A 23964-nucleotide genomic window follows, 5' to 3' on the forward strand; every position below is an offset into this window, starting at 1 on the left:
GTTCAATCGGATTTTCAGGCGCCTGTCCCCCGTGCTGGTATTCAGCGGGTGGCTGCGGGCACCCCCTGTTGCGCTGACCCAGTGCTGGTCTTGCTGGTGCGTAAGAGCATCAGTGCGCCCAGTAAGGCCGTCCCGGCCAGGAAGTACATGCCCGCATGGGGGTTGTCGAAGTGCTGCTCCACAAACGTTTTCACGGTCGGTGCCAGAAAACCGCCCAGATTGCCCAGCGCGCCGATCACCGCAATGCCACTGGCAGCCGCTGCGCCGCTCAGCAGTCGGGTTGGCAGGGTCCAGAACAGCGGTTGCACGGTGATAAAGCCCGACGCAGCCAGGCAAAACGCCAGGATCACCAGCGGCAGGCTGGCGCTGAGCGTCGAACCCACCATGCCCAGCGCTGCTAGCCCCAACATCCAGGCGGCATAGCGGGTTTGCTGGCCTTTGCGGTCGGCACGTCGTGTCACCGCGTACAGCATGCACACTGTGGCAATCCACGGAATGGAGGTTAGCGCGCCCACCTGCAGCCCGATCACGGTGCCCAGCAGCTCGGCAATTCGCGTCGGCAGGTAAAACAGGACGCCGTACACACTGACCTGAATCGTGAAGTAGATCAGCGTGAAATACAGCACGGCAGGGTTGATCAGGGCGGCGCGCCAGGATGAAGGGCCTTGATTGGCTTTTTGCCGCTGTTCTGTCTCCAGTGCTTGCTCAATCGCGGCTTTTTCCTCGATGTTCAACCACTTCGCATCACGTGGACGGTCATTGAGGTAGAAGAACGCAATCACCCCGATCACGGATGCAGCCAATCCTTCTGTCACAAACATCCATTGCCAGCCGGTCAGCCCAAACTGGCTGCTCTCCAGCAACCAGCCCGAGACCGGGCCGCCGATCATCAGCGAAAGCGGTACGCCGAAGTAGTAAATGCCATACGCCGAACCGCGCTGGTTTTGCGGGAACCAGTAGGTCAAATACAACACCACCCCCGGCGACAGACCTGCCTCAGCCACACCTAGCAAGAAACGCAGGATGTAGAAGCTGGTTTCGTCATGAGCAAACATCATGGCCGCGGAGACAAGCCCCCACGTGACCATGATCCGGCTCAACCAGACGCGGGCGCCGATCTTGTGCAGCATCAAGTTGCTGGGGACTTCAAACACCGCATAACCGATAAAGAAAATCCCGGCCCCCAGTGCAAATGCTGCGTTGCTCAGGCCGGTGTCGGCCTGGAAGGCATGTTTGGCGAACCCGATATTGGAGCGGTCAATGATGGCCATGGCGAACATCAGCGCCACAAACGGCAGGATGCGCCAGCGGATCTTGCTCAAGGCTTGTTTCAAGGCGGGATTGGACATGCAGAACTCCGGTTATTGTTTTTGTGGAGTGCAACAACATCGGGTGTCAGTGGGGCTGCGGGCTGCGCAATGCACGGCGGGCGTAGACCGCGACAATCAAAAAACACCCCATCGGCAGCAGATACGCCAGTGCGGTTGAAGAGTGGTCGGCCACCAGCCCCATCACGTAGGGCAGCAACGCGCCGCCGACAATGGACATGATCATGAACGAGCTGCCGCGCTTGGTGTGCGGACCAAGGTTTTTCACGCCCATGGCAAACAAGGTCGGAAACATGATCGACATAAAGAAGAACGTGGCCACCAGTGCGATCACCGACACGCCTTCCAGGCCGCTGACCACCACCGCGCACAGCGCGGTATTAATCAATGCATAGATCAGCAGCAGGCGCTGGGCATTGACCCGGCCCATTAGCCAAGTACTGAAGAAACGCCCGAACATGAAACTGAGCATTGCCACCGACAGCAGGTAGGCGGCTTGCTGACTACTCATCTGCGCCCAATGCTCCGTGACGTAGTTGATGAAGAATGCCCCGACCCCGACCTGCGCGCCGACATAAAAAAATTGAGTGATGACCCCGGTGACGAATTCGCGATGCTGCCACAGGGTTTTGTCACTGCGTTGTTGCACGGCGTTTTCCTGTTCGCGCAAATCCGGCAGCGGGGTGCGGCCGATCAGCAGCGCGACCAGCAATACCAGGCCGGCGATCACCAGGTATGTCATCTGCAGCGATTGGGTGGATTCGAGATGGCTGGCACCGCCGAAGAACAGCGCGCCGCCAATCAGCGGGCCAAAAAACTGGCCCAGCCCGTTGAATGACTGCGCCAGATTCAAGCGCCGCTCGGCGCCTTCGGGTGCACCCAATACGGTGGCGTAGGGGTTGGCGGCTGTTTCAAGGCAGCCAAGACCGCATGCGATCACGAACAGGGCAAACAGAAAAAACGGGAAACTCTGCGCCGATGCGGCGGGCATGAACAGCAACGCGCCGATGGCATACAGGCACAGGCCGAGAAGAATTCCCGCCTTGTAACCGTATTTATCCATCAAAAAACCGGCGGGCAGGGCGATTAGAAAGTACGCGCCGAAATAGGCGCTCTGCAGCAGCCCGGACTGCGCCTTGCTGACGTGCAGCGTGTCCTGAAAGTGCTTGTTCAACACATCCAGCAAGCCGTAGGACAGGCCCCACAAAAAAAACAGGCACGTCACCAGTATCAGTGCCCGGCGATAGGAAGAAGCCGCCGCCAGACGGGGCGACGCTGCAACGGTGGAATGCTTGAGTGACATAACGCATCTCCTGCTTATTGTTGTTGTGATGTCGTTGCCTTGTGTTTAAACGTGTTGCGCTTCGCCTGTTTCGGTCGCCTGCAGGCTGAAAATCTGCGTCATCGGTGTCCACTTCTGGTGCTCGGCCGTCCACGGTGTGGGCTGCTGAAAACGCCACATCAGCGCCTCCCATGCCTGCACGTCAGGGTCACTGGCCTGCGCGCGGGCAAACGCGTGGGCATCGAATCCGGGGGCGGTGTCCATGACCATGAACAGCCGCGTGCCCAGTCGCCAGATCTGCATGTCCAGTACTCCGTGAGCGAGCAGGTGCTGGCTGATCTGCGGCCAGATCTGCCGATGCAGGGCTTCGTATTGCGCGATCAGCGCCGGGTCGTCTTTCAGGTCAAGGGCCAGGCAGTGGCGTTGTGCGTTCATGTCAGCGCCCGGTCCAGGTGGGTGTAACCGCCGTCGACCACCAGCCATTGTCCCGTGGTGTGGGAAGACCGGGACGACAGCAAGAACAGCACGCTGTCAGCAATTTCTTCGGCGCTTGTCATTCGCTGACCAAAGGGAATTTTCTCGACGATGCTGGCCAGTTTGGCCTTGGGGTCGGCAAAGGTGTCGATCCAGCGCTCGTACAACGGCGTCATCACCTCGGCTGGAACCACTGCGTTGACGCGTACCCCATCATTGCGCAGCGCGGTGGCCCATTCCCGGGTCAGTGACAGCTGCGCCCCTTTGGCGGCGGTATAGCCACTGGTGCCACCCTGACCGGTAAGCGCGGTTTTGGAACTGATGTTGACGATGGCCCCGCGGCTGGCTTTGAGGGCATCCACGCACAAATGGGTCATGACGTAATAGTGGATGAGGTTTTTTTCCAGCGACTCGACAAAGCCCGCACGCCCGGCCTCCAGTCCTACGCCGTCATTGACCCCGGCATTGTTCACCAGCCCGTCGATACGTCCGAAACGCGCCAGCACCTGGGCCACTGCGGCGCGGCAGGCGTCCTCGTCGCGCAACTCCACTTGAATGAACAGGCTTTGCGCCTGACGCTGGTCCAGTGCCCGCGCCAGCTCATCCGGTAACGGGCTGTGGCCAAAAATCACCGGGATCGCGCCTTCATCGGCCAGCCCCAATGAAATGGCCGCGCCAATCCCCGAACCGCCACCGGTGACGATAAACACCTTGTCTTGCAGGTAAAGATTCATGGGTTAACTCCTTCAATCCCGTAGACACGGCACGCGGTGCCGCCCCAAATGGCTGCCTGTTCAGACGCGCTGAGTGGCTGCAAGGCCTGCTCAACCAAGGCGCAAGTGCCTGCATACTCGCTGGCCAGCAGGCACACCGGCCAGTCAGAGCCGAACATCAGTCGATCGGCGCCAAACAGCTCCAGCGCAGTGTGCAGGTAGGGCAGTAGCGGCGCGCTGTGTCCGGTTTGCCAATCCGCCTCGGTCATCAGCCCCGACAGTTTGCAACTGACATGGGGCAGTGCAGCCAGTGGCGCGAGCTGTTGCCGCCACGCCTGCACGTCGCGGGCACGGACGTCGGGCTTGCCCAGATGATCGAGCACCAGATGATGCCGGTCGTGGTGTTGGCACCACTGTGTCGCGGCAGGCAGATCCCGCGCTTTGATCAGCACCTCATACACGTAGCCTTTGCCTTGCAACGTGCTGAGACCGCGGTTAAACGCCGCGTCCTGCATCAACGTGGCGGGCACTGGCTCGTCTTGCAGCTGATGACGGAAGCCGCGCAATGTGCTGGCCTGTGCCCATCGCTCAAGTGACGCCTCAAGGGTGATCGAGCGCAGGTCGGCCCACCCCACCACGGCCCGCACCCACGGATACTGCCCGGCCAGGTGCAGCAGGTGGTCGGTCTCGCTTGGGCAGCCGCGGGCCTGCACGGCAATACAGCCGTCAAACCCGGCCCGGTCCAGCAAGGGACGCAAATCCGCGGGCTGAAAATCCCCGCGCAGGCGCGGCATGTCGTGGGTAATCCACGGGTAACTGGCCGCATCGTAGCGCCAGAAATGCTGGTGAGCGTCCAGCCGAAGTGAGTGTCGGGACGACATTGTTGTTGTACTCCGTCCGCTGATGACTGTGGTTCAACCCCGGTAGCGATAGTGCTCGCGGGAGGCGGCCTTCATCTGAATCGAAAACCCCGGTGCCTGCGGCGGCATATACGCCGCATCGCGGATTACACAGGGGTCTTCGAAGTGTTCATGCAGGTGATCGACAAACTCCACCACCCGCCCTTCGTGGGTGCCTGCGATACACAGGTAATCAATCATCGACAAGTGCTGCACGTATTCGCACAGCCCAACTCCGCCCGCGTGCGGGCACACCGGCAAGTCGTACTTGGCTGCCATCAGCATCACTGCCAGCACTTCGTTAACCCCGCCCAGTCGGCAGGCATCGATCTGCACCACGTCGATGGCTTCGCGCATGATCAATTGCTTGAATACGATGCGGTTCTGGCACATCTCGCCGGTGGCTACTTTGACCGGGGCGACGCCCAGGCGAATTTTTCGATGACCTTCGACGTCGTCCGGGCTGGTGGGTTCTTCAATAAACCACGGATTGGCGAAGGACAATTCGCGCACCCAGTCAATGGCAGTGTCGACTTCCCACACCTGGTTGGCATCAATCATCAACTTGCGATCCGGCCCCAATACCTCGCGGGCGATGCGCACGCGGCGGATGTCATCTTGCACGTCATGCCCGACTTTTAATTTGACGTGGGAAAACCCTGCGTCCACCGCTTCTTGGCACAGGCGCCGCAGCTTGTCGTCGGCGTAACCCAGCCAGCCGGCTGAGGTGGTGTAGCAGGGGTAGCCGTGGGCCTGGAGCAGTGCCATGCGATCGGCCTTACCCTCGGCGCGCTCGCGCAGCAGGCTCAGGGCCTCGTCAGGGGTAATGCAATCGGTGAGGTAGCGAAAGTCGATGCAGCGCACCAGTTGCTCGGGGCTCATGTCGGCTACCAGGCGCCACACCGGTTTGCCTTCAGCCTTGGCCCACAAATCCCACGCGGCGTTGACCACGGCGCCGGTGGCCAAGTGGATGGCGCCCTTGTCCGGGCCGATCCAGCGCAGTTGGCTGTCGCTGGTGACATGGCGCCAGAAACGGCCCATGTCCTCAGCGATCCAGTCCAGCTTCAACCCCACCAGCAGGCCCGCCAGCGCCTTGATCGAGGCACAGCAGATTTCATTGCCGCGGCCGATGGTGAACGTCAGCCCGTGGCCTTCAAGCCCGGGGGTGTCGGTTTCGAGGATGACATAGGCCGCGGAATAATCCGGGTCGGGGTTCATCGCATCGGAGCCGTCCAGCGATTGCGAAGTGGGGAAGCGAATGTCTTCAACCCGTACGTCGGTAATGGTGGTCATGGCGCAACTCCCTGTCAGTCGGCATTTACCGTGCGTTGGTTTTGTTCACCGAGGCCACTGATGCCCAGGCGGATCTGCTGGCCGGCGCGCAGGTACACGGGCTCGGGTTTGATGCCCAGCCCGACGCCGGGCGGGGTGCCGGTGGAAATCACATCGCCGGGTTGCAGGCTCATGAATTGGCTCAGGTAGCTGATGATTCTCGGGATCTGAAAAATCATCGTCCGTGTATTGCCGTTTTGATAACGCTTGCCGTCCACTTCCAGCCACAGGTCAAGTTGGTGCGGGTCGGGGATTTCATCACGGGTCACCAGCCACGGGCCGAGTGGACCGAACGTGTCGCACCCTTTGCCCTTGTCCCAGGTGCCGCCCAGCTCCAGCTGGAACTCACGCTCGGACACATCGTTGATGACGCAATACCCGGCCACATGCTCCAGCGCGTCGGCTTCGCTGATGTAACGGCCGCCCTTGCCGATGACCACGCCCAGTTCCACCTCCCAGTCGGTCTTGCGCGAATGGCGCGGGATTTCAATGTCATCGTTGGGGCCGACAATAGCGCTGGTCCATTTGCCGAACACCACGGGCTCGGCCGGAATCGGTGCGCCGGTTTCGGCAGCGTGATCGGCGTAATTGAGACCAATACAAATGAATTTTCCGACCTGACCGACGCACGCACCCAGGCGCGGCGAGCCCGCAACGCGGGGCAGCGAGGTGGGGTCGATGTCCCGCAGGCGGTTCAGGCTGTCGGGGCTCAAGGTTTGGCCGGCAATGTCCGTGACTACCGCAGACAAATCCCGCAGCTCACCGTTGTCATCCAGCAATGCAGGACGTTCCTGGCCTTTTTCGCCATAGCGCAGCAGTTTCATAAAAGCTCCTTGAAAGGAAAGGGGGTTGCAGCGGGGGGCTAGTTGCTCCAGCCGCCATCAATGATTTGCGTTGTGCCGGTGGTGAAACCGCTGGCGCTCGACCCGAGGTACAACGCCAGTTGCGCGATTTCTTGCGCCGAACCGATGCGGCCCATGGGCTGGCGGCTGACAAACGCGGCGTACACCTCGTCTTCGCTGCGGTGCTCGCGCAGGGCCTGTTCAGTGATGCGCTGGCGCAGGGAAGGGGAGTCCACCGTGCCAGGGCAAATGGCGTTGCAGCGAATGTTCTGGCTGACGAAGTCGGCCGCTACGGCACGGGTCAAGCCAATCACTGCCCCTTTGCTGGCGCAGTAGGCGAAGCGGTTGGGCACGCCTTTGATGCTGGACGCCACCGAGGCCATGTTGATGATCGACCCCCCGCCGTGTGTCAGCATCGCCGGGAGAAAGGCGCGGATCATGCGGTACATGGCCGTGACGTTCAGGTCGAGGGCGAAGGCCCAGTCCTTTTCGTTGCAGTCGAGGATGTTGCCGCTGTGCACCACGCCCGCGCAGTTAAACAGCACGTCCAGCGGCCCCAGCTCGGCGGCGAGGCGTTCAATGGCGTGTGGGTCGGTGACGTCGAGCAGGTGTGTGCGCGCGCCTTTCAGCGTGTCGAGGGCGTCGGCATTAATATCGGCGGCGAAGACCTCGGCGCCAGCGGCGAGGTAGGCCTGCACACTGGCCAGGCCGATACCCTGGGCTGCTGCCGTGATGAGGACGCGTTTGCCGGAAAGATCCATGGAAACTCCGTAACTCTGTTCATTATTGTTATTTGGTCCAATGGTCAGGCTATTGGGGGCGTAGCAACTGGCAAACCGCACAAGGTTTGGAGCACGCTTTGCGTTATGATCGCACTACGAGACCCATCCAATGGTCAGGCCATTGAACCTTTTGTAGCACGCACGTTGCGTAGCAACAAGCGCCTTTTTGACGGCGCTGTGGTGTGCAGCGCATGGAATTGAGCAGGACAACAATTGATATGCCATTTCAAGTGATTGATAACCAACGGCTTTACCGACAGATCGCAGATCAATTGCGTGCCCTGATCGACAGCGGAGAATTTCCGCCTGGCAGCCGTTTACCCGCCGAACGCGAATTGGCCAAGTTGCTGGGGGTAAGTCGCGCATCGGTGCGTGAAGCGATGATTGCGCTGGAAGTGATCGGGCTGGTGGATGTTCGCGTAGGCAATGGCGTTTTGGTGTGTGAGCCGCCGACCAAACCCGTATCGGATGAACCGGTGATGCGGCAAGTCACGCGCAATCAGTGGCAAGAGCTGGACCCGGAACTGGGTATCGACGTGGATTTCAGCGCAGAGATCCCGCCGTTCGCCTTGCTACAGGCCCGTCGCCTGATTGAGCCCGAAGCCGCGGCACTGGCCGCACTGAATGCCAGCGATGAAGAACTGGCCGGGATTCGTGAAGCGTTCGAGCGCAACGTCCAAGACAACCGCGAAGGCTCGCATACCCACCCCGGCGACCGCCTGTTTCATATCCGGATTGCACAAGCATCTGACAACCCGGCGTACGCACTGATGATTCAGCATTTGTTGGGTCACCGTTACGGCAGCCTGTTCCAGCGCCTGCAAAGCCATTACACCTCGGGCGACATGCCGCACCGTTCCGAAGACGAGCACCGCACTATTCTGCACGCCCTGGAGCAGCACGACGCACAAGGCGCGCGTCAGGCAATGGCCGACCACTTGGACGAAGTGATCCGCATCTTCAGTCGTAACGGGCAATAAGCGGCAGGCATTGCGCCTGCCGCGTTGAGTGACGGCTTATTGGAAGCTGTAAGGCGTGAGCGCTGTCGGGTCAATGTTTCGCTCGACAGTCGCCATTGCGTCTTTGAGCGGGCACAGCAAACCGACGCTTGTGGTGCGGCAGTCGTTGGCGCTTTTGAAGTCGCTGTTCAGCGGTTTGGCCTGGCCTTGCAGTTGCGTCAGGTTGCGGATCTGATCCATCGACTGTGCTTCAAAGGCGATGCGCAGGAAGTAGTCGCCGGTTTTGACTTCCTTGTAACGTTCGAACTGCAACGTGCCCACGGGCGGGATGTTGTTTTCGAGGTAGTCGCCCAGCTTCCAGCCAAAACCAAGCATGGTGCGCAAGTAAGAAATATTGGTGTCGTGGGCCACCAACAGCATCAGCGGTACGTCAGGCGGAGCGCCAGTGGCGTCTTTGGCGGCCAGTGCCGTGCCTTGTTTGAGTTCCAGTGAAATCTGGTTCATCAGCTCCGAGGCGCCCCGGCTGGCGATGTACGGGATGTCATTAAGAAAGTCATATTTGGCTTTGGTCAGCACCATCAGGCTCGACACTTCAGCGGGCGTGCGGGCATGGCCGAACGCGACCTTCTCCAGCGGCAGGCCCTGACTGTATTCAAGACGGAACACTTCACCCATGTTGGCGCCCGCGCTCAGGCCCTTGATTGAAAACCGGCCTTTCTCGTTCTGCACCAGCTTCCAGGGTTCCTGCCCGTATGGGCAATTGGCGTCAGGCAAACACGTGATTTCACGCAGGGTGTGTTCAAAGGGGGCGTAACGCTTTTGGGCCGCCTCGACGCTGCCGCCCAACGCCTTGAGAATTTGTGCCTTGGCCTTTTCGGGGTTGAGGGCGGCGAAGCTCATTTCATTGGCCTGAAACAGGGCGTCCTGTTTGCCCGCTACGTAGGTCGGCTGGAAGCCGCAGCCCGGGAACATGCCGTCGAGCAGGGCTTGGGCCGTGGCTTTGGTACGTTGCAGCGGGCTGGCGTGTACCAGCAGGTGTTTGGCGTCTGGACAGCCCGCGGGAATCAGCCCCGCGTTGCGCAGAACCGCACCGCGATAGCGGCCCATTTCCACGGCCCCGCTGTAACCATGGCCGGTCAGATCACCCAAGGGCACCAACCAGGTCGGCCATTGCCGCTGGGTGACATGGGTCAACAGCTTTTCATTGGACTCGGTGGGTGGACGTACCCCGTGGCGACTGACTTGAACCACTTTATCCAGCACATAGCCATCACTGCTGGGCGTTTGGGCGAAGGCGGCAGGGCTCAGGGCGCTGCCCAAAAGCAGGGCCAGGGCGAGGCGGGAGACAGAGAACGCAGAGTGTTTCATGAGATTTCCTTTTGGCAACGCTGCGCAGGGGAACCTGCTGGTTCATCCAGGACACAATTGGCGACAGAGTTTAGTCGGCCGAAATAGGATGCGCGGCATTTGTGTGCGCTGGCGCAGGCAACGACGCGTCGCAGCCTGCGCCACCGTCGTCAGGGATAGCGATACGCGGTCAGGGCTGTGCGGTCGATGGCCTTATTCAGGTGCTCGGCAAAATCGTTGAGTGGGCATAGGGTGCCCACGCGGGTGAGTTTGCAGCCCGGCATATTGAAGTCGGTTTGCAGTGGCGTGTTGTCGGCTGTCAATGGCGTGAGATTGCGCATTTGATCCGGGCTTTGCGTCACGAACGTGGTGCGAATGAAGCGCTCGCCGCTGTCTGCGTCGCGGTAACGTTCAAATGCCAGGGTGCCGGTGGGCGGGATATTGCCCGGCTGGTACTCGCCCAGCGTCCAGTGAAACCCGAGCATGGTGCGCAATTGCGAGAGGTTGGTGTCATGGGCCACGATCACCAGCAACGGTGCCGCAGGTGGATTGCCCAGCGGATCGGCCTGCTCCAGTGGCGTGCCTTGCTCCAGCGCCAGCCGCAGCTGGTTCATGAGTTGCGAACCGCCGCGTTTGGCGATGTGTGGCGTGTCGTTGACGAAGTCATATTTGGCGCGGTGCAAACGGGTCAGCGCCATCACCTGTTTGGCGTCTGCCGCGTGACCGAACGCCACCTCGTTCAAGGGTTTGCCCTCGCTGTATTGCAGGCGGAAGGTTTCGCCCAGGGAGGAGGCCTTGTCCAGCCCTTTGATTTTCAGGCGCCCCTCATCGTTTTGCTTGATGACCCATTCAGCGTCGTAGAACGGGCACGGTTTGCCCTCAATGCACGCGGCGGCTTTGAGCAAGTCCATATCGGGTTTCAGGCGGGCCTTTGCAGCTTGCAGGTCGCCGCCCAGCGCTTTGAGGATTTCAGCTTTGGCGATGGCCGGATCGACGCGGGCGAAGTCCATCTTGTCAGTCTGAAACAGCGGATCGTGGGACTGTGCGCTGGCATTGGGTTTCTCGCCGCAGCCGGGGAACATGCCGTCCATCAACGCCGCTGCGGTGGCGCGGGTACGTTGTTTTGGGCTCGAAACCGCGTATAGCGTGCCGTCTTTTGGGCAGCCCGCTGGCAGCAAACCGGCCTGACGATACTGTTCGGCTTGCCAGGCGCCCATCAAACTGGTGGCCAGATAGCCGTGGCCAGTGAGTTCGCCATCGCGCACCAGCCAGGTGGGCCACTGGCGTTGAGTGGCGTCTACCAGTTTGGCGGTGTCGGTTTGCGGACGAATGCCATGGCGGCTGACTTGCACGGCTTTTTCAAGCACGTAGTGGCCATTGTCCTGAGCGTATGCCGTCAACGGTGTGGTCAGGCTCAAAGCGACGCTCAATAGCGGGGCGCCCAGACGGGCAAAGTGTGAGAGAGAAACGTTCATTCACAGTCTCCAGCAAGGTTTGAAGGGCGGGACGCGGTCAGAATTTGTATTTGAAGCCCACGCGATAGCGGGCCTGACGCTCGTCCGTGTTTTTGTCGACGTAGACGTCCGCCACTTCAACGTACGGGGTGAAAGAGTGGGTCAGCTTGTAGTCGATATACAGCTTGTTGCTGTAGTTTCGTTTCTTGCCATCGAAGGCGATCTGGTTGCTGTAGATCTCTTTGCGCGCCACGCCGATGGACATGTGCTCGGTCTTGTATTTGCCACCCAGCGACCAGACGTTGTCGCGTTTGGTTTCGTTGCCGTTTTTGTAGGTCGTGACTTTGTAGTAGTAGCCGGGCGTGGCTGAGAAGCCGTAACCCAGTTCATACGGGAACTTCAGTGCAGGTTTGTAGGACTTTTTATCTTTGCCTTGTGAATAGGTGAACTTGGGTTTGAATTTCAAATGCTTGGTGAGTTTGTGCGAGTACTTGACCTTGCCCTTGAGGGAGTCCTTGGTCATGTGTTCAAACGGCTGACCCGGCTGGCCATTGCTCTTCTCGGCCGGGCTGGCGACGAACTGGAAAGAGAACGCCAGGCCGTTATCCAGTGCCTGGGTGATCATCACCTTGTCGGTGTGATCGCGTTCCTTTTCGTTGTACTGGTGTTGGTAATCCAGTTCCAGCGCCTGAACGGCCGCCGGCATTAACAACAGGCCACCTTCCATCGCGGTGAAGCACAGGGCGGCCAGCAATCCTTTGTTCAGTGCAGGTTTGCACACGTGTGCATTTTGGGGCGTATTCAATGGGTTAGTCATCTTGTTAGCTCATTTATTGTTGTTGTTAGATCCAAGACAAATACGAGGGGGTGTCAGGGCTTGGTTAACACAACTCCTTGCTGGCATTTGCCAACTATGCAGGGTGAATGTTTCAGGGGTATGTCACTTTTTGTTTCAAAATCAACAGGCTGTTAGGGCTGCACAGGCACCAGGGTTTCTTCGCGCTTTGGCAAAGTCGGCGGCTGGCGTTTTTGCAAGTGCAGGGCAAACAGGGCCGTCATCAGGACTGAGATCAGGGAGGCGCTGACCCAGAAAATTGACAGCGTCTGGAAGTCGTAGGCCTTGCTGCCATCACCGAGCACGGTGGTGCCGTGTTCGATCAACACCCCGGTGAGAATTTCCCCGGCGGCGGCCCCTGCGTAACTGGCGATGCCAATCATGCCCAATGCGGCACCCGCAGCACTTTTGGCCGCAATGTCAGTGGCCATGAGCCCGCCCAAAAAACATCATCGAAACCGCGTCCAGCCAGTAGTGCCCGGCGGGGACGAACAGGAAAGCGCTCAGTGACAGGGTGTTCATCAAGCCGAATATCATTGCCAATGCATTGCGTTTGCCGTTGAAGAAACGGTCGGAGATCAAGCCGCTGAGCCCGGTGCCAATGATGCCGAACACCCCGGTGATGGAAATCAGGGTTGAGGCGCTCAGGGTGTTGTAGGCCTTGGCGTTCTCCAGAAAAAACACCCCCCAGGAGATCACTGCGTAACGACCGATGTACATCAGGCAAGACGCCAGTGCCAGCAGCCACAGGGCCGGGTTTTTCAGCAGGGCCAATTGTTTGCTGAAGATGCTGGGGGCGGGCGAGTGGTCGGGTGTGGGTGTTTGCGCTTCATGGTGCACGGGTGGGTAACCGCAGCTTTGCGGCGAGTCGGCCATGAAAAAGAAAATCAGTGCCAGCCCGGCCAGCCCCATCAAGGTCGCCAGCCCGTAGCCATATTGCCAACCCCACGTCACCACCACGGCGGCCACGGCCACGTAGGTCAACGCCTCGCCCAGGCTGTGGGCAATCGACCAGAAGCCATAAAATGTGCCGCGTTCCTTGTCGCTGTACCAGCGTGACAGCGAGACCACGCACGGTCCGACGCCCATCGACTGCGCCCAACCGTTCAGGCCCCAGATCAAAGTCAGAATGACAGTATTGGTGGTCAGGCCCATGCAGGCGTTGACGATGGCGCTGAGCAGCAGGCCCAGCATCATGAAGCGGCGCACGTTGGCGTGGTCGGCCAGAAACCCGTTGACCAGTTTGCCGATGGCGTAGGCAAAAAACAGCGCCGAGCCGATGATGCCCAGTTGGGTGGGGTTGAGCAGGTTGTTAGCGACCAGTGCGGGCTTGACCACGTTGAACGACAGGCGGCAGACGTAGAACAGCGCGTAACTCAGGGACATCGACAGAAAGGTTTGCCAGCGCAACCGCTTGAACCGATCCATATCCGGGGTAGCCGGTCCTTGCCGGGCAGGCGCAGCCTTAAAGGCATTGAGCAGAGAAGTCATGGTGCAAGGTTTCCTGTTTATTGTTTTTCAGTCCGCGCCTTGCAGGCACGGCCGGTTCCAGGTCAGGCAACGCAATGTATCAAGCCGTTAGCGAGGGACCTATCAGGTTCGCCAGCGCCGGGTAGAGCTGTGGTGCGGCCACCAATAACGGATTGCCCTCGGTCAGGCCGCCGTCGCGTAGAAAGTCGCTGCATTGCCCGCCTGCTTCGCGCACCAGCACCAACCCGGCGAGGCAATCCCAACTGTTGATGTGGGTTTCGTAGTAGCCCAGCAGGCGTCCTGCGGCGACATAGGCAATCATTAAGGCCCCCGAACCGTTACGAATGAACATGCCGCCTTCATCCAGTAGCTGCTTGAGAAAAGGCAAAAAGTGCTCTTTGCCGCGTCGGTGAGAGGTACCGACACCGGTTACGCCCTGCGTCAGGTCAGTGGCAGGGTTCACTTCGATGCGGGTCTGGTTCACAAAGGCGCCATGGCCCCGGCACGCGTGAAACAACTCGTCATGGTTGGCGTCAGCGACTGCGCCCAGCCACGGTTCGCCATCGACCAGCAGGCCAATCGACACGCACCAGGTGTGCAAACCGTTCACGAAGCAGCTGGTGCCATCAATCGGGTCAACCACCCAGATGCAGCGTGCCTGCAACTCGCTGCCGCCGGTTTCTTCACCCAGAAAACCGTCCTGGGGGAAATGTTCAGTCAGTTGCTGTTTGATGAAGTCTTCCAGTTCGCGGTCCGCGATGCTGACCACGTCTTGCCCCACGCCTGCTTTGTGGCTGACCTCAAGGCTGGCGCGCTGGCGGTAGTAGTCGAGCCCCAACTGAGCCGCCTGCACGGCGATGCGCTGGGCGTGCCGGTAACGCTCGTCGAGGTCGAGCGATTCGGGCGGCAGAAGGGCAGAGAGACTGTTGGGCATGCTGACATCCTCAAGTTTGCACACGTGTGCAATCAGGCTTCTAAAAAAGTGAATCGTCCGGCTGCAGGAGAGAGAGGGCAGGGGACGACTCACTGTTGGGGTCATACAACACGAAATAAAAATTCAATTCAAGCTCAAAATAAAATAATTATTCCAATGTGCTGCTGCGTCTGACCAGCGTGACCGGGATAGAGCTGTGCGGCGTCGGCAACTGAAAATTTTTCCGACGGGCGATAATGGCCGCCACGGCACTTCTGGCTAATGCCTGGCTGTCCTGACGCAGGGTGGTGAGGTGATAGGCCAAGTGGGCCGCTTGAGGAATATCGTCGAAACCGACGACCTGCACGTCCTTGGGCACTGACAAATTCAACCCCAGGCGCAAGCCGTCCAGCGCCCCCAACGCCAGCATGTCGGTGGCGCAGAACAAGGCATCTGGCCGAACCCCGGTATTGAACAAATGGCACACCGCTGCGCGTCCGCCGTCATAGCCGGGGGCCGCGTCTTGCACCGCCACAGGGGTGATACCCGCCTCGGCCAGGCGTTCGCTGAACCCCAGCCAGCGTTCGCGGCTGCTGAAGTTGTGCTGGCCCTGACCGATGAACGCGGGACGCCTGGCACCGCTGGCCAGCAGGGTTTGTGCCGCCAGACGACCGCCGCCACGGTTGTCGCTGCCGATGACGTCGGCGCCTTCCAGCTCGTGGCCACGGTTAATCATCGCCACCGGGATGTGATGCTTGAGGTAATGCTGCACCACCGACAGGGGCGGCGAGGCCGACGTCAGAATCACCCCGGCGATTTGATAGCTCAGCAATTGGTGCAGCGATTGCTCCAGTTGCTGGGGATCGTCGGCATTCATCAGCAGCGGCATCAGCCCCTGTTTATTCAAGGCGTCCGTTATCGGACCGAGCAGGCTGGCACGAAACGGGCTTTCGAGGCCGGCGGTGACTACGCCGACAAAGTTGCTATAGCCCTTGTTCATCGTGCGGGCGATCAAATTGACCTGATAACCCAGTGCCTGCGCGGCGGCCATCACTTTGTCGCGGGTGTGGGGCGAGACACTGGCGCCCGGGGTGAACGTGCGCGAAACCGCCGAACGCGAGACCCCGGCGTGCCGGGCGACATCGTGGGCGGTGATTAAGTGGGCGTCGTCTTTAGGCATAACGGGCACTGCGCGAAAAAGTAGAATCGCCACCCTAATGGCTTGCGCCGTAAATGCCTAGTGAGCCAAGCGCAGGATTTCAGGGAATTGACCCACGTGCGCTTGAAATCCCGAACAGGTGATGCGTATTTTGTACGGGTCGCCGTTCGCGGCTTGTACAACAACAAGGAAAGAGTCATGACGACCGATGGCCAGGGTTCACTCGCGCAGCGACTGACCGGCATTGATGAGATTGAATGTGTGACGCCCGATTTGAATGGCGTGCCCCGCGGCAAGGTAATGACCGCTGAAGGGTTCCTCGAAGGGCGACGCTTGCAGATGGCCCGTGGGGTGCTACTGCAATGCATCATGGGGGGATACCCCGAATCGCGGTTCTATGGCAGCGATGACGGCGATCTGGCACTGGTGCCGGATGCCGCGCACATCCATCGCCTGCCGTGGAGCGCAACACCCCGCGCGCTGGCCATTTGCGATGCCGACGAGCTGACGGGCGAAAGTTCGCGCCTGTCGACCCGTGGCCAGCTCAAAGCCGTGATCGCCCGTTATGCCGCCCGCGGCCTGGCACCCGTGGTCGCCACAGAACTTGAATTCTTTGTGTTTGCGCCCAACACCGACCCGACCCAGCCGTTCCAGCCGCCGCTGGGCCTGGACGGTCGCCGAGAAGTTGGCTTCTCGGCGTTCAGTATCAGTTCCAACAACGGCCTGCGCCCGTTCTTCAATGACGTCTATGAATGCATGGCCGCGCTGGGGTTGCCCCGTGACACCTTCATGCACGAAATGGGCGTCAGCCAGTTCGAGATCAACTTGCTGCACGGTGATCCACTGCTGTTGGCCGATCAGACTTTCCTGTTCAAGCACCTGCTCAAAGAGGTTGCGCTCAAGCATGGCCTGACGGTGGTGTGCATGGCCAAGCCGCTGGCGAAAACGGCCGGCAGCTCAATGCACATTCATCAGAGCGTGGTCGAACTGGGCATCGGGCGTAACGTGTTCAGTGATGCGGCGGGTCAGCCAACCGCTGCCTTCCGCCATTTTATCGGCGGGCAACAGGCAGGCATGGCGGACTTCACGGCGTTGTTCGCACCGAACGTCAACTCCTACCAGCGCCTGTGTCACCCCTATGCGTCGCCAAACAATGCGTGCTGGTCCCATGACAATCGGGCGGCGGGCCTGCGCATCCCGGCCAGTTCGCCGGTGGCACGGCGTGTCGAAAACCGTTTGCCGGGTGCCGACGCCAACCCGTATCTGGCGATTGCCGCCAGCCTCGCGGCGGGTTTGCACGGCATCGAAAATCAGTTGGAGCCGACTGCTGCGATTCAGGGGGAATTCGAGGTGCCGGACGCATTGTCATTGCCATGTACCTTACATGCCGCTCTGGAGCGTCTGAAACGCAGTCACTTGGCGAAGGAACTGTTCGGCAAGGAGTTCATCGAAGGTTACATTGCGTCCAAGACGATGGAGCTCACCAGCTTCTTTGATGAAATCACACCCTGGGAACGCCGCGTGTTAGCGGCTCAGGCTTAATCGTCCAGACGGCACAGGCTTCGGCTCAACCGTTTGAACCTGCTGCATGCGGGCTGCCACCGGGCAGTTCGCATGCCATTGCATGGAGTCGCGGGGAACGCCGATGCGCCAAATCTGGAAGTCTTTTAAAGCGTTATATTTCGCCTCGCTGATGATGTTGATCGGCTCGGGCTTGCTCAGTACCTACCTCGCCCTGCGCCTGGCAGCCGACAATGTCGACGGCCTGTGGATCGGTGCGCTCATGGCGGCCAACTATTTTGGTCTGGTGCTGGGGGGCAAAATTGGACACCGATTGATTGCGCGGGTGGGGCATATCCGCGCGTATGCCACGTGTGCCGGGATTGTCGGCGCCGCCGTGCTGTGCCACGGCCTCACCGACTGGCTGCCGATCTGGTTGCTGCTGAGGGTGATCGTCGGTCTCGGCATGATGTGCCAGTACATGGTCATTGAAAGCTGGCTCAACGAACAGGCAGACGCCAAGCAGCGCGGTGTGGTCTTCAGTCTGTACATGATTGCGTCCTACCTGGGCCTGGTGCTCGGGCAACTGATTCTGGTGATACACCCGGCCCTCGGCCCGGAATTGCTGATGCTGGTGGCGATGTGTTTTGCACTGTGTCTGGTGCCTGTGGCCATGACCCGGCGCATTCACCCGGCGCCGCTGCACCCCGCGCCGATGGACCCGAAGTTCTTTATCAAACGTGTCCCGCAATCATTGATCGCCGTATTGGGTGCGGGGTTGCTGGTGGGGTCGTTCTACGGCCTGGCGCCGCTGTATGCCACGCAGCAGGGCTTGTCCACCGAGTTGGTCGGCCTGTACATGGGGTGCTGCATTTTTGCCGGGTTGCTGGCGCAATGGCCATTGGGCTGGTTGTCCGATCGCTATGACCGACCGCTGCTGATTCGCGTGTTCGCGTTCATTCTGGCGGTGGTGTCGCTGCCGCTGGCGATCCTGCCTTCAGTGCCTCTGCAAGTGCTGTTCGTCGCGGGCTGGTTGAGCGCGCTCGTGCAGTTTTGCATCTACCCGCTGGCGGTGGCGTTTGCCAATGACCACGTGGAAGCAGACCGCCGGGTATCACTGACGGCGATGCTGCTGGTGACCTACGGTATCGGGGCCAGTATTGGGCCGTTGGTGGCGGGGGTATTGATGAAGGTGTTGGGCAGTCAGATGCTTTACGCGTTTTTCAGCCTGACTGGCCTGGTGCTGGTGTGGCGCATTCGCCCGAATGCGGTGACCAATCTGCATCAGGTCGACGATGCGCCGCTGCAACACGTGGCCATGCCGGACAGCATGTCCAGCTCGCCATTGGTAGCGGCCCTTGACCCTCGGGTCGATGAGCAAGTGGTGCAGGATCAGATGCAGGACACCGCAGAGCCGACGGTAGAACCACACGCCCCAGAAGCCCCTCTCCCGGAGGCAGAAGAGGCCGATCCGCGGCAGGTGTGAGTCAAGGTGCATGTTGTGCCCTCTCCCATTGGGAGAGGGCCAGGCCTCAATAATCGTCGTCTTTATCGAACCGTCGCGCATCACGCTGCAATTGGTACACAAAACGCTCGACCTGACGCTGAACGCCGCCGCTCATATTGTGAAAGCGCATACCGGCAAAGGTAATGTTGAGGCGTTCTTCAAAATGCAGGTAGCGCAACTCCACGGGCGTGGTCATGGGCCCGAAGGGCAGGGCGGCGTTGAAGCGTTCGTACACTTGCCCCAGTTGCAGGCGCTCACTGATGTCGCCTTCAAACCGCAATTTACAACCCGTCGCTGACACATCCAGCAACTTGCCTTCAAGCGCGGATTTAATCTTGTCGCCATCCACTTTTACCGTTACCAGATCCGCCAGCTTGAGGGCTGCGCGGAACGCATTGCGGCGCTGGTGGTAGACGATCTCGGTCGGCAAAGCGCCGTGGTAACAGCGGTGGCCGTCTTTGTCGTCAATGGTCAGTTGCGTGGTGCACTCCCAGGCAATGCGAACACCGTCATGAAAGCCTTCCACGCGAAACGGCTCACCGGCCTCAAGGAAACGCTCACCGTCACGCGGGATCATTTCGTCAAAAGCCAGGGTCGCGGACTCGCGATCCACTTCGACCAGGTAGCTCTGAAAACGCTGACTGCGCTCGTGGAAGGTGATGATCAGCGGGTCATGGCTCTCTTGTAGCATCCGCAAATGTGCGGAAATTTCCAAAGGTGTAGTGAGCACCTTGGGAGGCTGCGGAGCATCTTCAGCATGGGACACGGTTCATCAATCTCCAGACAAAATACAACAACACGCAAAAAGGAGGCATTTTGCCAGTATGTTGCGTCGTTAGGATAGTGCGGTCACACGGGCTCACGCCTGGCTGAAAGCGCGTGGTTTGTTGACCAGTGCAGTGGTGCCGCGGGCGTCATACAGCGTATGGGCTTCGCCGCCGTGCAAGATGCGCTGTTGATTGGCCGTGATGAGTTGTTGCGTCTGGATGGCCTGACCGTTGATCACGTTGGCCGCCTGACAATCGGCTAGCACCTGATTCAATGCGTCGCTTTGGGCCAGCAGTTGCGGGCCAAGGTCCGAGTGGCTGGCCAGTTGCTCAAGCCCGCTGCGGTTGGCCGGCAAGCCAAGGCCCGCGAGAATTTCGCTGCGCTTGCGACCATGCTGATCGAGCAGAATGATCAACGACTGTTTGCGCGCCAGAATGTCTTCGAGCACCAACATGTCGCGCCCTTGCAGGGCAATGGTTTCGTCCTGCAGCAAGGCGAGAAGTTTCTCGGCAGGGGCGAAGTCGTCGTTGATCAGTTGCAATAAAGTCGTGTCGTGCATGGCTGGCTCTGGAATTTAAGCGTCCAAAAGCCTGGCGCTTGCCGCGAGGGCTAGCGCTGGGCTTCCAAGTTAAGCAGTTTGCTGGCAACCCGATTGCTGTCGACGGTGTAAGTGCCATCGGCAATGGCTTGTTTCAACTCAGCCACGCGGCTTTTGTCGACAATCGGTTGATCGCGCAGCGAATCGCTGATTTTTTGCAATTGTTGTGCCTCATGACTGAGGTGCACAGATTCCCCGCTCGGGGCATTGACGCCCGCCTGTTCGCTCTTGGCAGGGGCTGCTTGCGTAGCGCTGCCTGCTTCCTGACTGGCGTTGCTGCGCGTGCTGCCGGTTAACGGCGCGGCGTTGTTAAGACGACTGAAGTCGATGACCATAATGGAAAACCTCTGGGTATTTGGACGCTTGCCATGTTTTCGGCCATACCCGAGAAAACTTTAGGCACGATTAATCATACGGCGACGCAAGCCCGTACTGATCTGCGTCAAGCGACAGTGTAGGAAAGTTGAGAGTCGTATGCCAACTGTCCTACAAGGCCACCTCAACTTGCCCCGGCCCGGTAATCCGCGCCTTGATGACCCGTTTGGAGTTCAGGTTCTTCACCCGTACCTGTTCGCTGAGCCCACCGTCGGACAGCGCCTCGCCCGGCATTCTGACCGTCAAGGTCCCGCTACGGGCATTGATCACCACCTGATCACCCTTGCGCACCACGGCCGCTTGCTCCAGATGCGTCAGGGTCAGCACCTGATCGGTGACCATGGGTCGCAGAAGTTTTTGTCCCACTGCCAGTTCAACCGCGGTCATGTAGCCCTGAGTGATCAGGCCAACATCGCGCTCGCGCAGCACCACATCGTCGTAGCTGATGATCATGCCGCGCTTGAGGGGGTGAGTGACGGTCACGACCTCGCGGAATAACTTCACCTGTGCCGGCACAAAAATGGTCCACGGTGAGCTACCTTCACAGCGCACGCGCACCGTCACGCGACCCATGGGTTGCGCCGGGCTTTCGAGGGTGGCTGTCAATTCCTTGTCGCATTGGGCCAGGCGCAAGCGTGGATCGAGGTTATTAACCTGAATCTCGTAGCGGCCCTCTATCTGACCAGTGGCAAGGTAGTCTTCGACAGTGAATTCAAGAAAGCCTTGGGTCACGCCGATAAGCTGGGTAGGAGAAGTAAATCCATCGGCGTAGGACTGCGTGCCAGCGATTATCAGGCAAATCGTCGCAAGCACCCGTGCACCGCGAAGGCGCAGCGTCTGGAGGATCGGCAGGTGGCAAGAAATTGTCGTTTTTGCATTCATGGCCGATAAATAGCAAAGCCCGTGCCGTTTACCGGGCAATGTGCGTCGCAACTTAAAGTTTTAAGGGGAACCGTGTATGGCTGGGGTGATGGATTCGGTTAACCAGCGCACTCAACTGGTCGGGCAAAACCGCCTGGAACTGTTGTTGTTTCGCCTGGATGGGCCACAGCTGTACGGGATTAACGTGTTCAAGGTTCGCGAGGTGCTGCAATGCCCCAAGCTGACCGTGATGCCAAAATCCCATCCTGTGGTGTGCGGTGTGGCCAATATTCGGGGGGCGACTATTCCGATTCTGGACTTGGCCATGGCCACCGGCGCGGGTGCACTCAAAGACCAAAGCAGCCCGTTTGTGATCATCACCGAGTACAACACCAAGACCCAGGGGTTTCTCGTGCGCTCGGTGGAACGCATCGTCAACATGAACTGGGAAGAGATTCATCCGCCGCCCAAGGGCACCGGGCGTGACCATTACCTGACGGCGGTGACGCGGCTGGACAATCAACTGGTCGAAATCATTGACGTTGAAAAAATCCTGTCAGAGGTTTCGCCATCGTCGGAAATCATTTCCCACGGTGTGGTCGATGTTGAGACCCAAACCAAGGCCGTGTCGTTGCGGGTATTGACGGTCGATGATTCGTCGGTGGCGCGCAAGCAGGTGTCACGTTGCCTGCAAACGGTGGGCGTGGAAGTGGTTTCTCTTAACGACGGTCGCCAGGCGCTGGAATACCTGCGCAAACTGGTGGACGAGGGCAAGGACCCGTCAGAAGAGTTTCTGATGATGATCTCGGACATTGAGATGCCCGAAATGGATGGTTACACCCTCACGTCTGAGATCCGTGGCGATCCGCGCATGCAAAATTTACATATCATTCTGCATACTTCGCTGTCCGGGGTATTCAACCAGGCGATGGTCAAGAAAGTCGGTGCCAATGACTTTCTGGCAAAATTCCGCCCCGATGACCTGGCGTCCCGGGTCGTTGACCGGATCAAAGAAGCAGACCACAGCTGAGGGCTCAGTCCTTGGCGGTCAACACGATTTATAGAGGCAGGATCATTTGTCTACGGCTAATTTGGATTTTGAGCAGTTCCGGGTTTTCCTGGAAAAAGCCTGTGGCATTTTGCTAGGGGAGAACAAGCAGTACCTTGTTTCCAGTCGACTCAACAAGCTGATGGAGCAGCAAGGTATCAAATCACTGGGTGAGCTGATTCAGCGCATTCAAAGCCAACCCCGCAGCGGGTTGCGTGAGCAGGTGGTCGACGCAATGACCACCAACGAAACCCTGTGGTTTCGCGATACTTACCCCTTTGAAGTGCTGAAAAACAAAGTCCTGCCTGAGCTGACCAAGGCCAATCCGGGTCAACGTTTACGCATTTGGTCGGCAGCGTGCTCCTCGGGGCAGGAGCCGTATTCGCTGTCGATGGCCATTGATGAGTTTGAACGCAGCAACCTTGGGCAGTTGAAAGCGGGGGTGCAGATTGTGGCCACCGACCTGTCCAGTCTGATGCTCAATAACTGCAAGACTGGCGAGTACGACAGCCTGGCGATTGGCCGTGGCCTGTCCCAGGAACGCTTGCAGCGCTACTTCGAACCCAAAGGGCCGGGGCGCTGGGTGATCAAGGCACCGATCAAAAACCGCGTTGAGTTTCGCTCGTTCAACCTGCTGGACAGCTACGCCGGGTTAGGCAAATTTGACATGGTGTTCTGCCGCAACGTGCTGATTTATTTTTCGGCAGAGGTCAAAAAAGACATCCTGCTGCGCATTCACAGCACCTTGAAGCCAGGTGGTTACTTGTTCCTTGGCGCTTCGGAAGCGCTGAACGGATTGCCGGATCATTACCAGATGATCCAGTGCAGCCCGGGGATCATCTACCAGGCCAAGTAACAATCACGGGAGCCCGCAAGGCTCCCGTTTTTTTCGCGCTGTAGGGACGCCGTGTGGGTGTCCCGTGCAACAAAGCGGCAGAAAAGCGGCAGTCGGCGGACAGCCATTGCCGCTTTTCTGGCATTGCCGCGTCCCGGCACCGCGCAAAGCCTTGAAATACGGGGATCTGAAAACTGGCACGGGGTTTGCTCTATCCAGAGCATGAAAGACCTGAGCCACATCTTCAGGTCAGCCCACAAAGGTTTTCCGACATGAGCATCAGCTTCGATAAAGCGCTCGGTATCCATGAGCAAGCCCTTGGCTTTCGCGCCCAGCGCGCTGAAGTGCTGGCGAACAACATCGCCAACGCCGATACCCCGAACTACAAAGCTCGGGATCTGGATTTTGCGTCTGTGCTTGCGGCACAGACTGACAAAAACAAGAACGGCAGCTTTGCCTTGAACATGACCAACAGCCGTCACATCGAAGCTCAGGGTTTGAGCAGCGGCGACGAGTCGTTGCTGTATCGCACGCCGATGCAACCCTCCATCGACCAGAACACGGTAGATGCTCAGCTCGAACAATCGAATTACGCAGAGAACGCGGTCAACTTCCAGGCCAGCTTTACCCTGCTCAACAGCAAATTCAAAGGGCTGGTATCAGCCCTGCGCGGAGAGTAATCC

25 protein-coding genes are annotated in these 23964 nt (G+C 59.3%); 6 read left to right on the forward strand and 19 right to left on the reverse strand.

Features of this window, described 5'->3' with window-relative positions; all coding sequences use genetic code 11:
• Positions 1-41: 41 nt before the first annotated feature.
• Genes HBN61_RS13650 through HBN61_RS13685 form a run of 8 tightly spaced genes read right to left on the reverse strand, consistent with a single transcriptional unit; the run spans position 42 to position 7631 of the window.
• Positions 42-1349, reverse strand: a complete 1308-nt coding sequence (locus HBN61_RS13650) for an MFS transporter (protein ID WP_170046976.1) — start codon at positions 1347-1349, stop codon at positions 42-44.
• Positions 1350-1395: 46 nt separating this feature from the next.
• Positions 1396-2631 carry a sugar MFS transporter gene (locus HBN61_RS13655; protein WP_170046977.1) on the reverse strand — a complete coding sequence of 412 codons (1236 nt, stop codon included), beginning with the start codon at positions 2629-2631 and terminating at the stop codon, positions 1396-1398.
• Between the two features lie 45 nt (positions 2632-2676).
• Positions 2677-3045 carry an L-rhamnose mutarotase gene (locus HBN61_RS13660; protein WP_094993825.1) on the reverse strand — a complete coding sequence of 123 codons (369 nt, stop codon included), beginning with the start codon at positions 3043-3045 and terminating at the stop codon, positions 2677-2679.
• Positions 3042-3818 carry an L-fucose dehydrogenase gene (locus tag HBN61_RS13665; RefSeq protein WP_170046978.1) on the reverse strand — a complete coding sequence of 259 codons (777 nt, stop codon included), beginning with the start codon at positions 3816-3818 and terminating at the stop codon, positions 3042-3044. Before HBN61_RS13665 ends, HBN61_RS13660 begins: the two co-directional genes overlap by 4 nt.
• Positions 3815-4678, reverse strand: a complete 864-nt coding sequence (locus tag HBN61_RS13670; protein ID WP_169966026.1) for an amidohydrolase family protein — start codon at positions 4676-4678, stop codon at positions 3815-3817. Before HBN61_RS13670 ends, HBN61_RS13665 begins: the two co-directional genes overlap by 4 nt.
• A gap of 33 nt (positions 4679-4711) precedes the next feature.
• Positions 4712-5989 carry an L-fuconate dehydratase gene (locus HBN61_RS13675; RefSeq protein WP_170046979.1) on the reverse strand — a complete coding sequence of 426 codons (1278 nt, stop codon included), beginning with the start codon at positions 5987-5989 and terminating at the stop codon, positions 4712-4714.
• A gap of 14 nt (positions 5990-6003) precedes the next feature.
• The gene (locus HBN61_RS13680) at positions 6004-6852 is read right to left on the reverse strand and encodes an ureidoglycolate lyase (RefSeq protein ID WP_094993829.1); all 849 of its coding nucleotides are present in this window, start codon (positions 6850-6852) and stop codon (positions 6004-6006) included.
• Between the two features lie 38 nt (positions 6853-6890).
• A complete protein-coding gene (locus tag HBN61_RS13685) occupies positions 6891-7631 on the reverse strand; it encodes an SDR family oxidoreductase (protein ID WP_169966022.1) in 741 nt (246 codons plus the stop codon).
• 239 nt (positions 7632-7870) lie between these two features.
• Here HBN61_RS13685 and HBN61_RS13690 point away from each other — a divergent pair, with 239 nt between their 5' ends.
• A complete protein-coding gene (locus HBN61_RS13690; protein WP_170046980.1) occupies positions 7871-8632 on the forward strand; it encodes a FadR/GntR family transcriptional regulator in 762 nt (253 codons plus the stop codon).
• 36 nt (positions 8633-8668) lie between these two features.
• Here the strand turns inward: HBN61_RS13690 and HBN61_RS13695 are convergent, their stop codons facing one another.
• The 7 genes from HBN61_RS13695 to HBN61_RS13720 form a co-directional block, all read right to left on the reverse strand.
• Positions 8669-9979, reverse strand: coding sequence for a histidine-type phosphatase (locus HBN61_RS13695; protein ID WP_094993832.1), 1311 nt, complete (start codon positions 9977-9979; stop codon positions 8669-8671).
• Positions 9980-10128: 149 nt separating this feature from the next.
• A complete protein-coding gene (locus tag HBN61_RS13700) occupies positions 10129-11433 on the reverse strand; it encodes a histidine-type phosphatase (RefSeq protein WP_170046981.1) in 1305 nt (434 codons plus the stop codon).
• A gap of 37 nt (positions 11434-11470) precedes the next feature.
• On the reverse strand, positions 11471-12229 hold the full coding sequence (locus HBN61_RS13705) for an oligogalacturonate-specific porin KdgM family protein (protein WP_170046982.1): 759 nt from the start codon (positions 12227-12229) through the stop codon (positions 11471-11473).
• Between the two features lie 152 nt (positions 12230-12381).
• Positions 12382-12678: a hypothetical protein gene (locus HBN61_RS22665; protein WP_262498773.1), complete on the reverse strand. Its 297-nt coding sequence runs from the start codon at positions 12676-12678 to the stop codon at positions 12382-12384.
• Positions 12668-13738, reverse strand: a complete 1071-nt coding sequence (locus HBN61_RS13710; protein WP_262498774.1) for an MFS transporter — start codon at positions 13736-13738, stop codon at positions 12668-12670. The genes HBN61_RS22665 and HBN61_RS13710 overlap by 11 nt, the downstream gene beginning before the upstream one ends.
• Before the next feature lie 79 nt (positions 13739-13817).
• Positions 13818-14651 carry an inositol monophosphatase family protein gene (locus HBN61_RS13715; RefSeq protein ID WP_170046983.1) on the reverse strand — a complete coding sequence of 278 codons (834 nt, stop codon included), beginning with the start codon at positions 14649-14651 and terminating at the stop codon, positions 13818-13820.
• A 148-nt stretch (positions 14652-14799) separates the two neighbouring features.
• Positions 14800-15810, reverse strand: coding sequence for a LacI family DNA-binding transcriptional regulator (locus HBN61_RS13720; RefSeq protein ID WP_170046984.1), 1011 nt, complete (start codon positions 15808-15810; stop codon positions 14800-14802).
• 279 nt (positions 15811-16089) lie between these two features.
• On the opposite strand from HBN61_RS13720, the gene HBN61_RS13725 reads away from it, so the two are divergent.
• Both HBN61_RS13725 and HBN61_RS13730 read left to right on the forward strand, forming a co-directional pair.
• Complete coding sequence (locus HBN61_RS13725) at positions 16090-17331, forward strand: glutamine synthetase family protein (RefSeq protein ID WP_170047004.1); 1242 nt, start codon at positions 16090-16092, stop codon at positions 17329-17331.
• Positions 17332-17434: 103 nt separating this feature from the next.
• The gene (locus tag HBN61_RS13730) at positions 17435-18775 is read left to right on the forward strand and encodes an MFS transporter (protein ID WP_094993839.1); all 1341 of its coding nucleotides are present in this window, start codon (positions 17435-17437) and stop codon (positions 18773-18775) included.
• A gap of 46 nt (positions 18776-18821) precedes the next feature.
• Here the strand turns inward: HBN61_RS13730 and HBN61_RS13735 are convergent, their stop codons facing one another.
• The 4 genes from HBN61_RS13735 to flgA all read right to left on the reverse strand — a co-directional run bounded on the left by HBN61_RS13735 (position 18822) and on the right by flgA (position 21419).
• Positions 18822-19562 carry a flagellar brake protein gene (locus tag HBN61_RS13735; RefSeq protein WP_094993840.1) on the reverse strand — a complete coding sequence of 247 codons (741 nt, stop codon included), beginning with the start codon at positions 19560-19562 and terminating at the stop codon, positions 18822-18824.
• 93 nt (positions 19563-19655) lie between these two features.
• Positions 19656-20123 carry a flagellar protein FlgN gene (locus HBN61_RS13740; protein ID WP_094993841.1) on the reverse strand — a complete coding sequence of 156 codons (468 nt, stop codon included), beginning with the start codon at positions 20121-20123 and terminating at the stop codon, positions 19656-19658.
• A 50-nt stretch (positions 20124-20173) separates the two neighbouring features.
• A complete protein-coding gene (gene flgM / locus HBN61_RS13745) occupies positions 20174-20497 on the reverse strand; it encodes a flagellar biosynthesis anti-sigma factor FlgM (protein WP_094993842.1) in 324 nt (107 codons plus the stop codon).
• A gap of 151 nt (positions 20498-20648) precedes the next feature.
• Positions 20649-21419 (reverse strand): flagellar basal body P-ring formation chaperone FlgA, encoded by a 771-nt coding sequence (gene flgA, locus HBN61_RS13750; RefSeq protein WP_170046985.1) that lies wholly within the window; start codon positions 21417-21419, stop codon positions 20649-20651.
• 76 nt (positions 21420-21495) lie between these two features.
• On the opposite strand from flgA, the gene HBN61_RS13755 reads away from it, so the two are divergent.
• From HBN61_RS13755 to flgB, 3 genes are all read left to right on the forward strand, one after another.
• The gene (locus HBN61_RS13755; protein WP_170046986.1) at positions 21496-22428 is read left to right on the forward strand and encodes a chemotaxis protein CheV; all 933 of its coding nucleotides are present in this window, start codon (positions 21496-21498) and stop codon (positions 22426-22428) included.
• A 46-nt stretch (positions 22429-22474) separates the two neighbouring features.
• Positions 22475-23302, forward strand: a complete 828-nt coding sequence (gene cheR, locus HBN61_RS13760) for a protein-glutamate O-methyltransferase CheR (protein ID WP_094993845.1) — start codon at positions 22475-22477, stop codon at positions 23300-23302.
• Positions 23303-23553: 251 nt separating this feature from the next.
• A complete protein-coding gene (gene flgB, locus HBN61_RS13765) occupies positions 23554-23961 on the forward strand; it encodes a flagellar basal body rod protein FlgB (protein ID WP_094993846.1) in 408 nt (135 codons plus the stop codon).
• Positions 23962-23964 lie beyond the last annotated feature (3 nt).

The sequence above is a fragment of the Pseudomonas sp. WS 5071 genome, from assembly GCF_012985765.1.
GTDB classification, from domain to species: domain Bacteria; phylum Pseudomonadota; class Gammaproteobacteria; order Pseudomonadales; family Pseudomonadaceae; genus Aquipseudomonas; species Aquipseudomonas lundensis_A.

Bases quoted from the DNA above. Each gene is read 5' to 3' on its own strand.
- HBN61_RS13650 (WP_170046976.1), bottom strand. From the start codon at position 1,349: ATGTCCAATCCCGCCTTGAAACAAGCCTTGAGCAAGATCCGCTGGCGC.
- HBN61_RS13655 (WP_170046977.1), bottom strand. From the start codon at position 2,631: ATGTCACTCAAGCATTCCACCGTTGCAGCGTCGCCCCGTCTGGCGGCG.
- HBN61_RS13660 (WP_094993825.1), bottom strand. From the start codon at position 3,045: ATGAACGCACAACGCCACTGCCTGGCCCTTGACCTGAAAGACGACCCG.
- HBN61_RS13665 (WP_170046978.1), bottom strand. From the start codon at position 3,818: ATGAATCTTTACCTGCAAGACAAGGTGTTTATCGTCACCGGTGGCGGT.
- HBN61_RS13670 (WP_169966026.1), bottom strand. From the start codon at position 4,678: ATGTCGTCCCGACACTCACTTCGGCTGGACGCTCACCAGCATTTCTGG.
- HBN61_RS13675 (WP_170046979.1), bottom strand. From the start codon at position 5,989: ATGACCACCATTACCGACGTACGGGTTGAAGACATTCGCTTCCCCACT.
- HBN61_RS13680 (WP_094993829.1), bottom strand. From the start codon at position 6,852: ATGAAACTGCTGCGCTATGGCGAAAAAGGCCAGGAACGTCCTGCATTG.
- HBN61_RS13685 (WP_169966022.1), bottom strand. From the start codon at position 7,631: ATGGATCTTTCCGGCAAACGCGTCCTCATCACGGCAGCAGCCCAGGGT.
- HBN61_RS13690 (WP_170046980.1), top strand. From the start codon at position 7,871: ATGCCATTTCAAGTGATTGATAACCAACGGCTTTACCGACAGATCGCA.
- HBN61_RS13695 (WP_094993832.1), bottom strand. From the start codon at position 9,979: ATGAAACACTCTGCGTTCTCTGTCTCCCGCCTCGCCCTGGCCCTGCTT.
- HBN61_RS13700 (WP_170046981.1), bottom strand. From the start codon at position 11,433: ATGAACGTTTCTCTCTCACACTTTGCCCGTCTGGGCGCCCCGCTATTG.
- HBN61_RS13705 (WP_170046982.1), bottom strand. From the start codon at position 12,229: ATGACTAACCCATTGAATACGCCCCAAAATGCACACGTGTGCAAACCT.
- HBN61_RS22665 (WP_262498773.1), bottom strand. From the start codon at position 12,678: ATGGCCACTGACATTGCGGCCAAAAGTGCTGCGGGTGCCGCATTGGGC.
- HBN61_RS13710 (WP_262498774.1), bottom strand. From the start codon at position 13,738: ATGACTTCTCTGCTCAATGCCTTTAAGGCTGCGCCTGCCCGGCAAGGA.
- HBN61_RS13715 (WP_170046983.1), bottom strand. From the start codon at position 14,651: ATGCCCAACAGTCTCTCTGCCCTTCTGCCGCCCGAATCGCTCGACCTC.
- HBN61_RS13720 (WP_170046984.1), bottom strand. From the start codon at position 15,810: ATGCCTAAAGACGACGCCCACTTAATCACCGCCCACGATGTCGCCCGG.
- HBN61_RS13725 (WP_170047004.1), top strand. From the start codon at position 16,090: ATGACCGCTGAAGGGTTCCTCGAAGGGCGACGCTTGCAGATGGCCCGT.
- HBN61_RS13730 (WP_094993839.1), top strand. From the start codon at position 17,435: ATGCGCCAAATCTGGAAGTCTTTTAAAGCGTTATATTTCGCCTCGCTG.
- HBN61_RS13740 (WP_094993841.1), bottom strand. From the start codon at position 20,123: ATGCACGACACGACTTTATTGCAACTGATCAACGACGACTTCGCCCCT.
- flgM (WP_094993842.1), bottom strand. From the start codon at position 20,497: ATGGTCATCGACTTCAGTCGTCTTAACAACGCCGCGCCGTTAACCGGC.
- flgA (WP_170046985.1), bottom strand. From the start codon at position 21,419: ATGAATGCAAAAACGACAATTTCTTGCCACCTGCCGATCCTCCAGACG.
- HBN61_RS13755 (WP_170046986.1), top strand. From the start codon at position 21,496: ATGGCTGGGGTGATGGATTCGGTTAACCAGCGCACTCAACTGGTCGGG.
- flgB (WP_094993846.1), top strand. From the start codon at position 23,554: ATGAGCATCAGCTTCGATAAAGCGCTCGGTATCCATGAGCAAGCCCTT.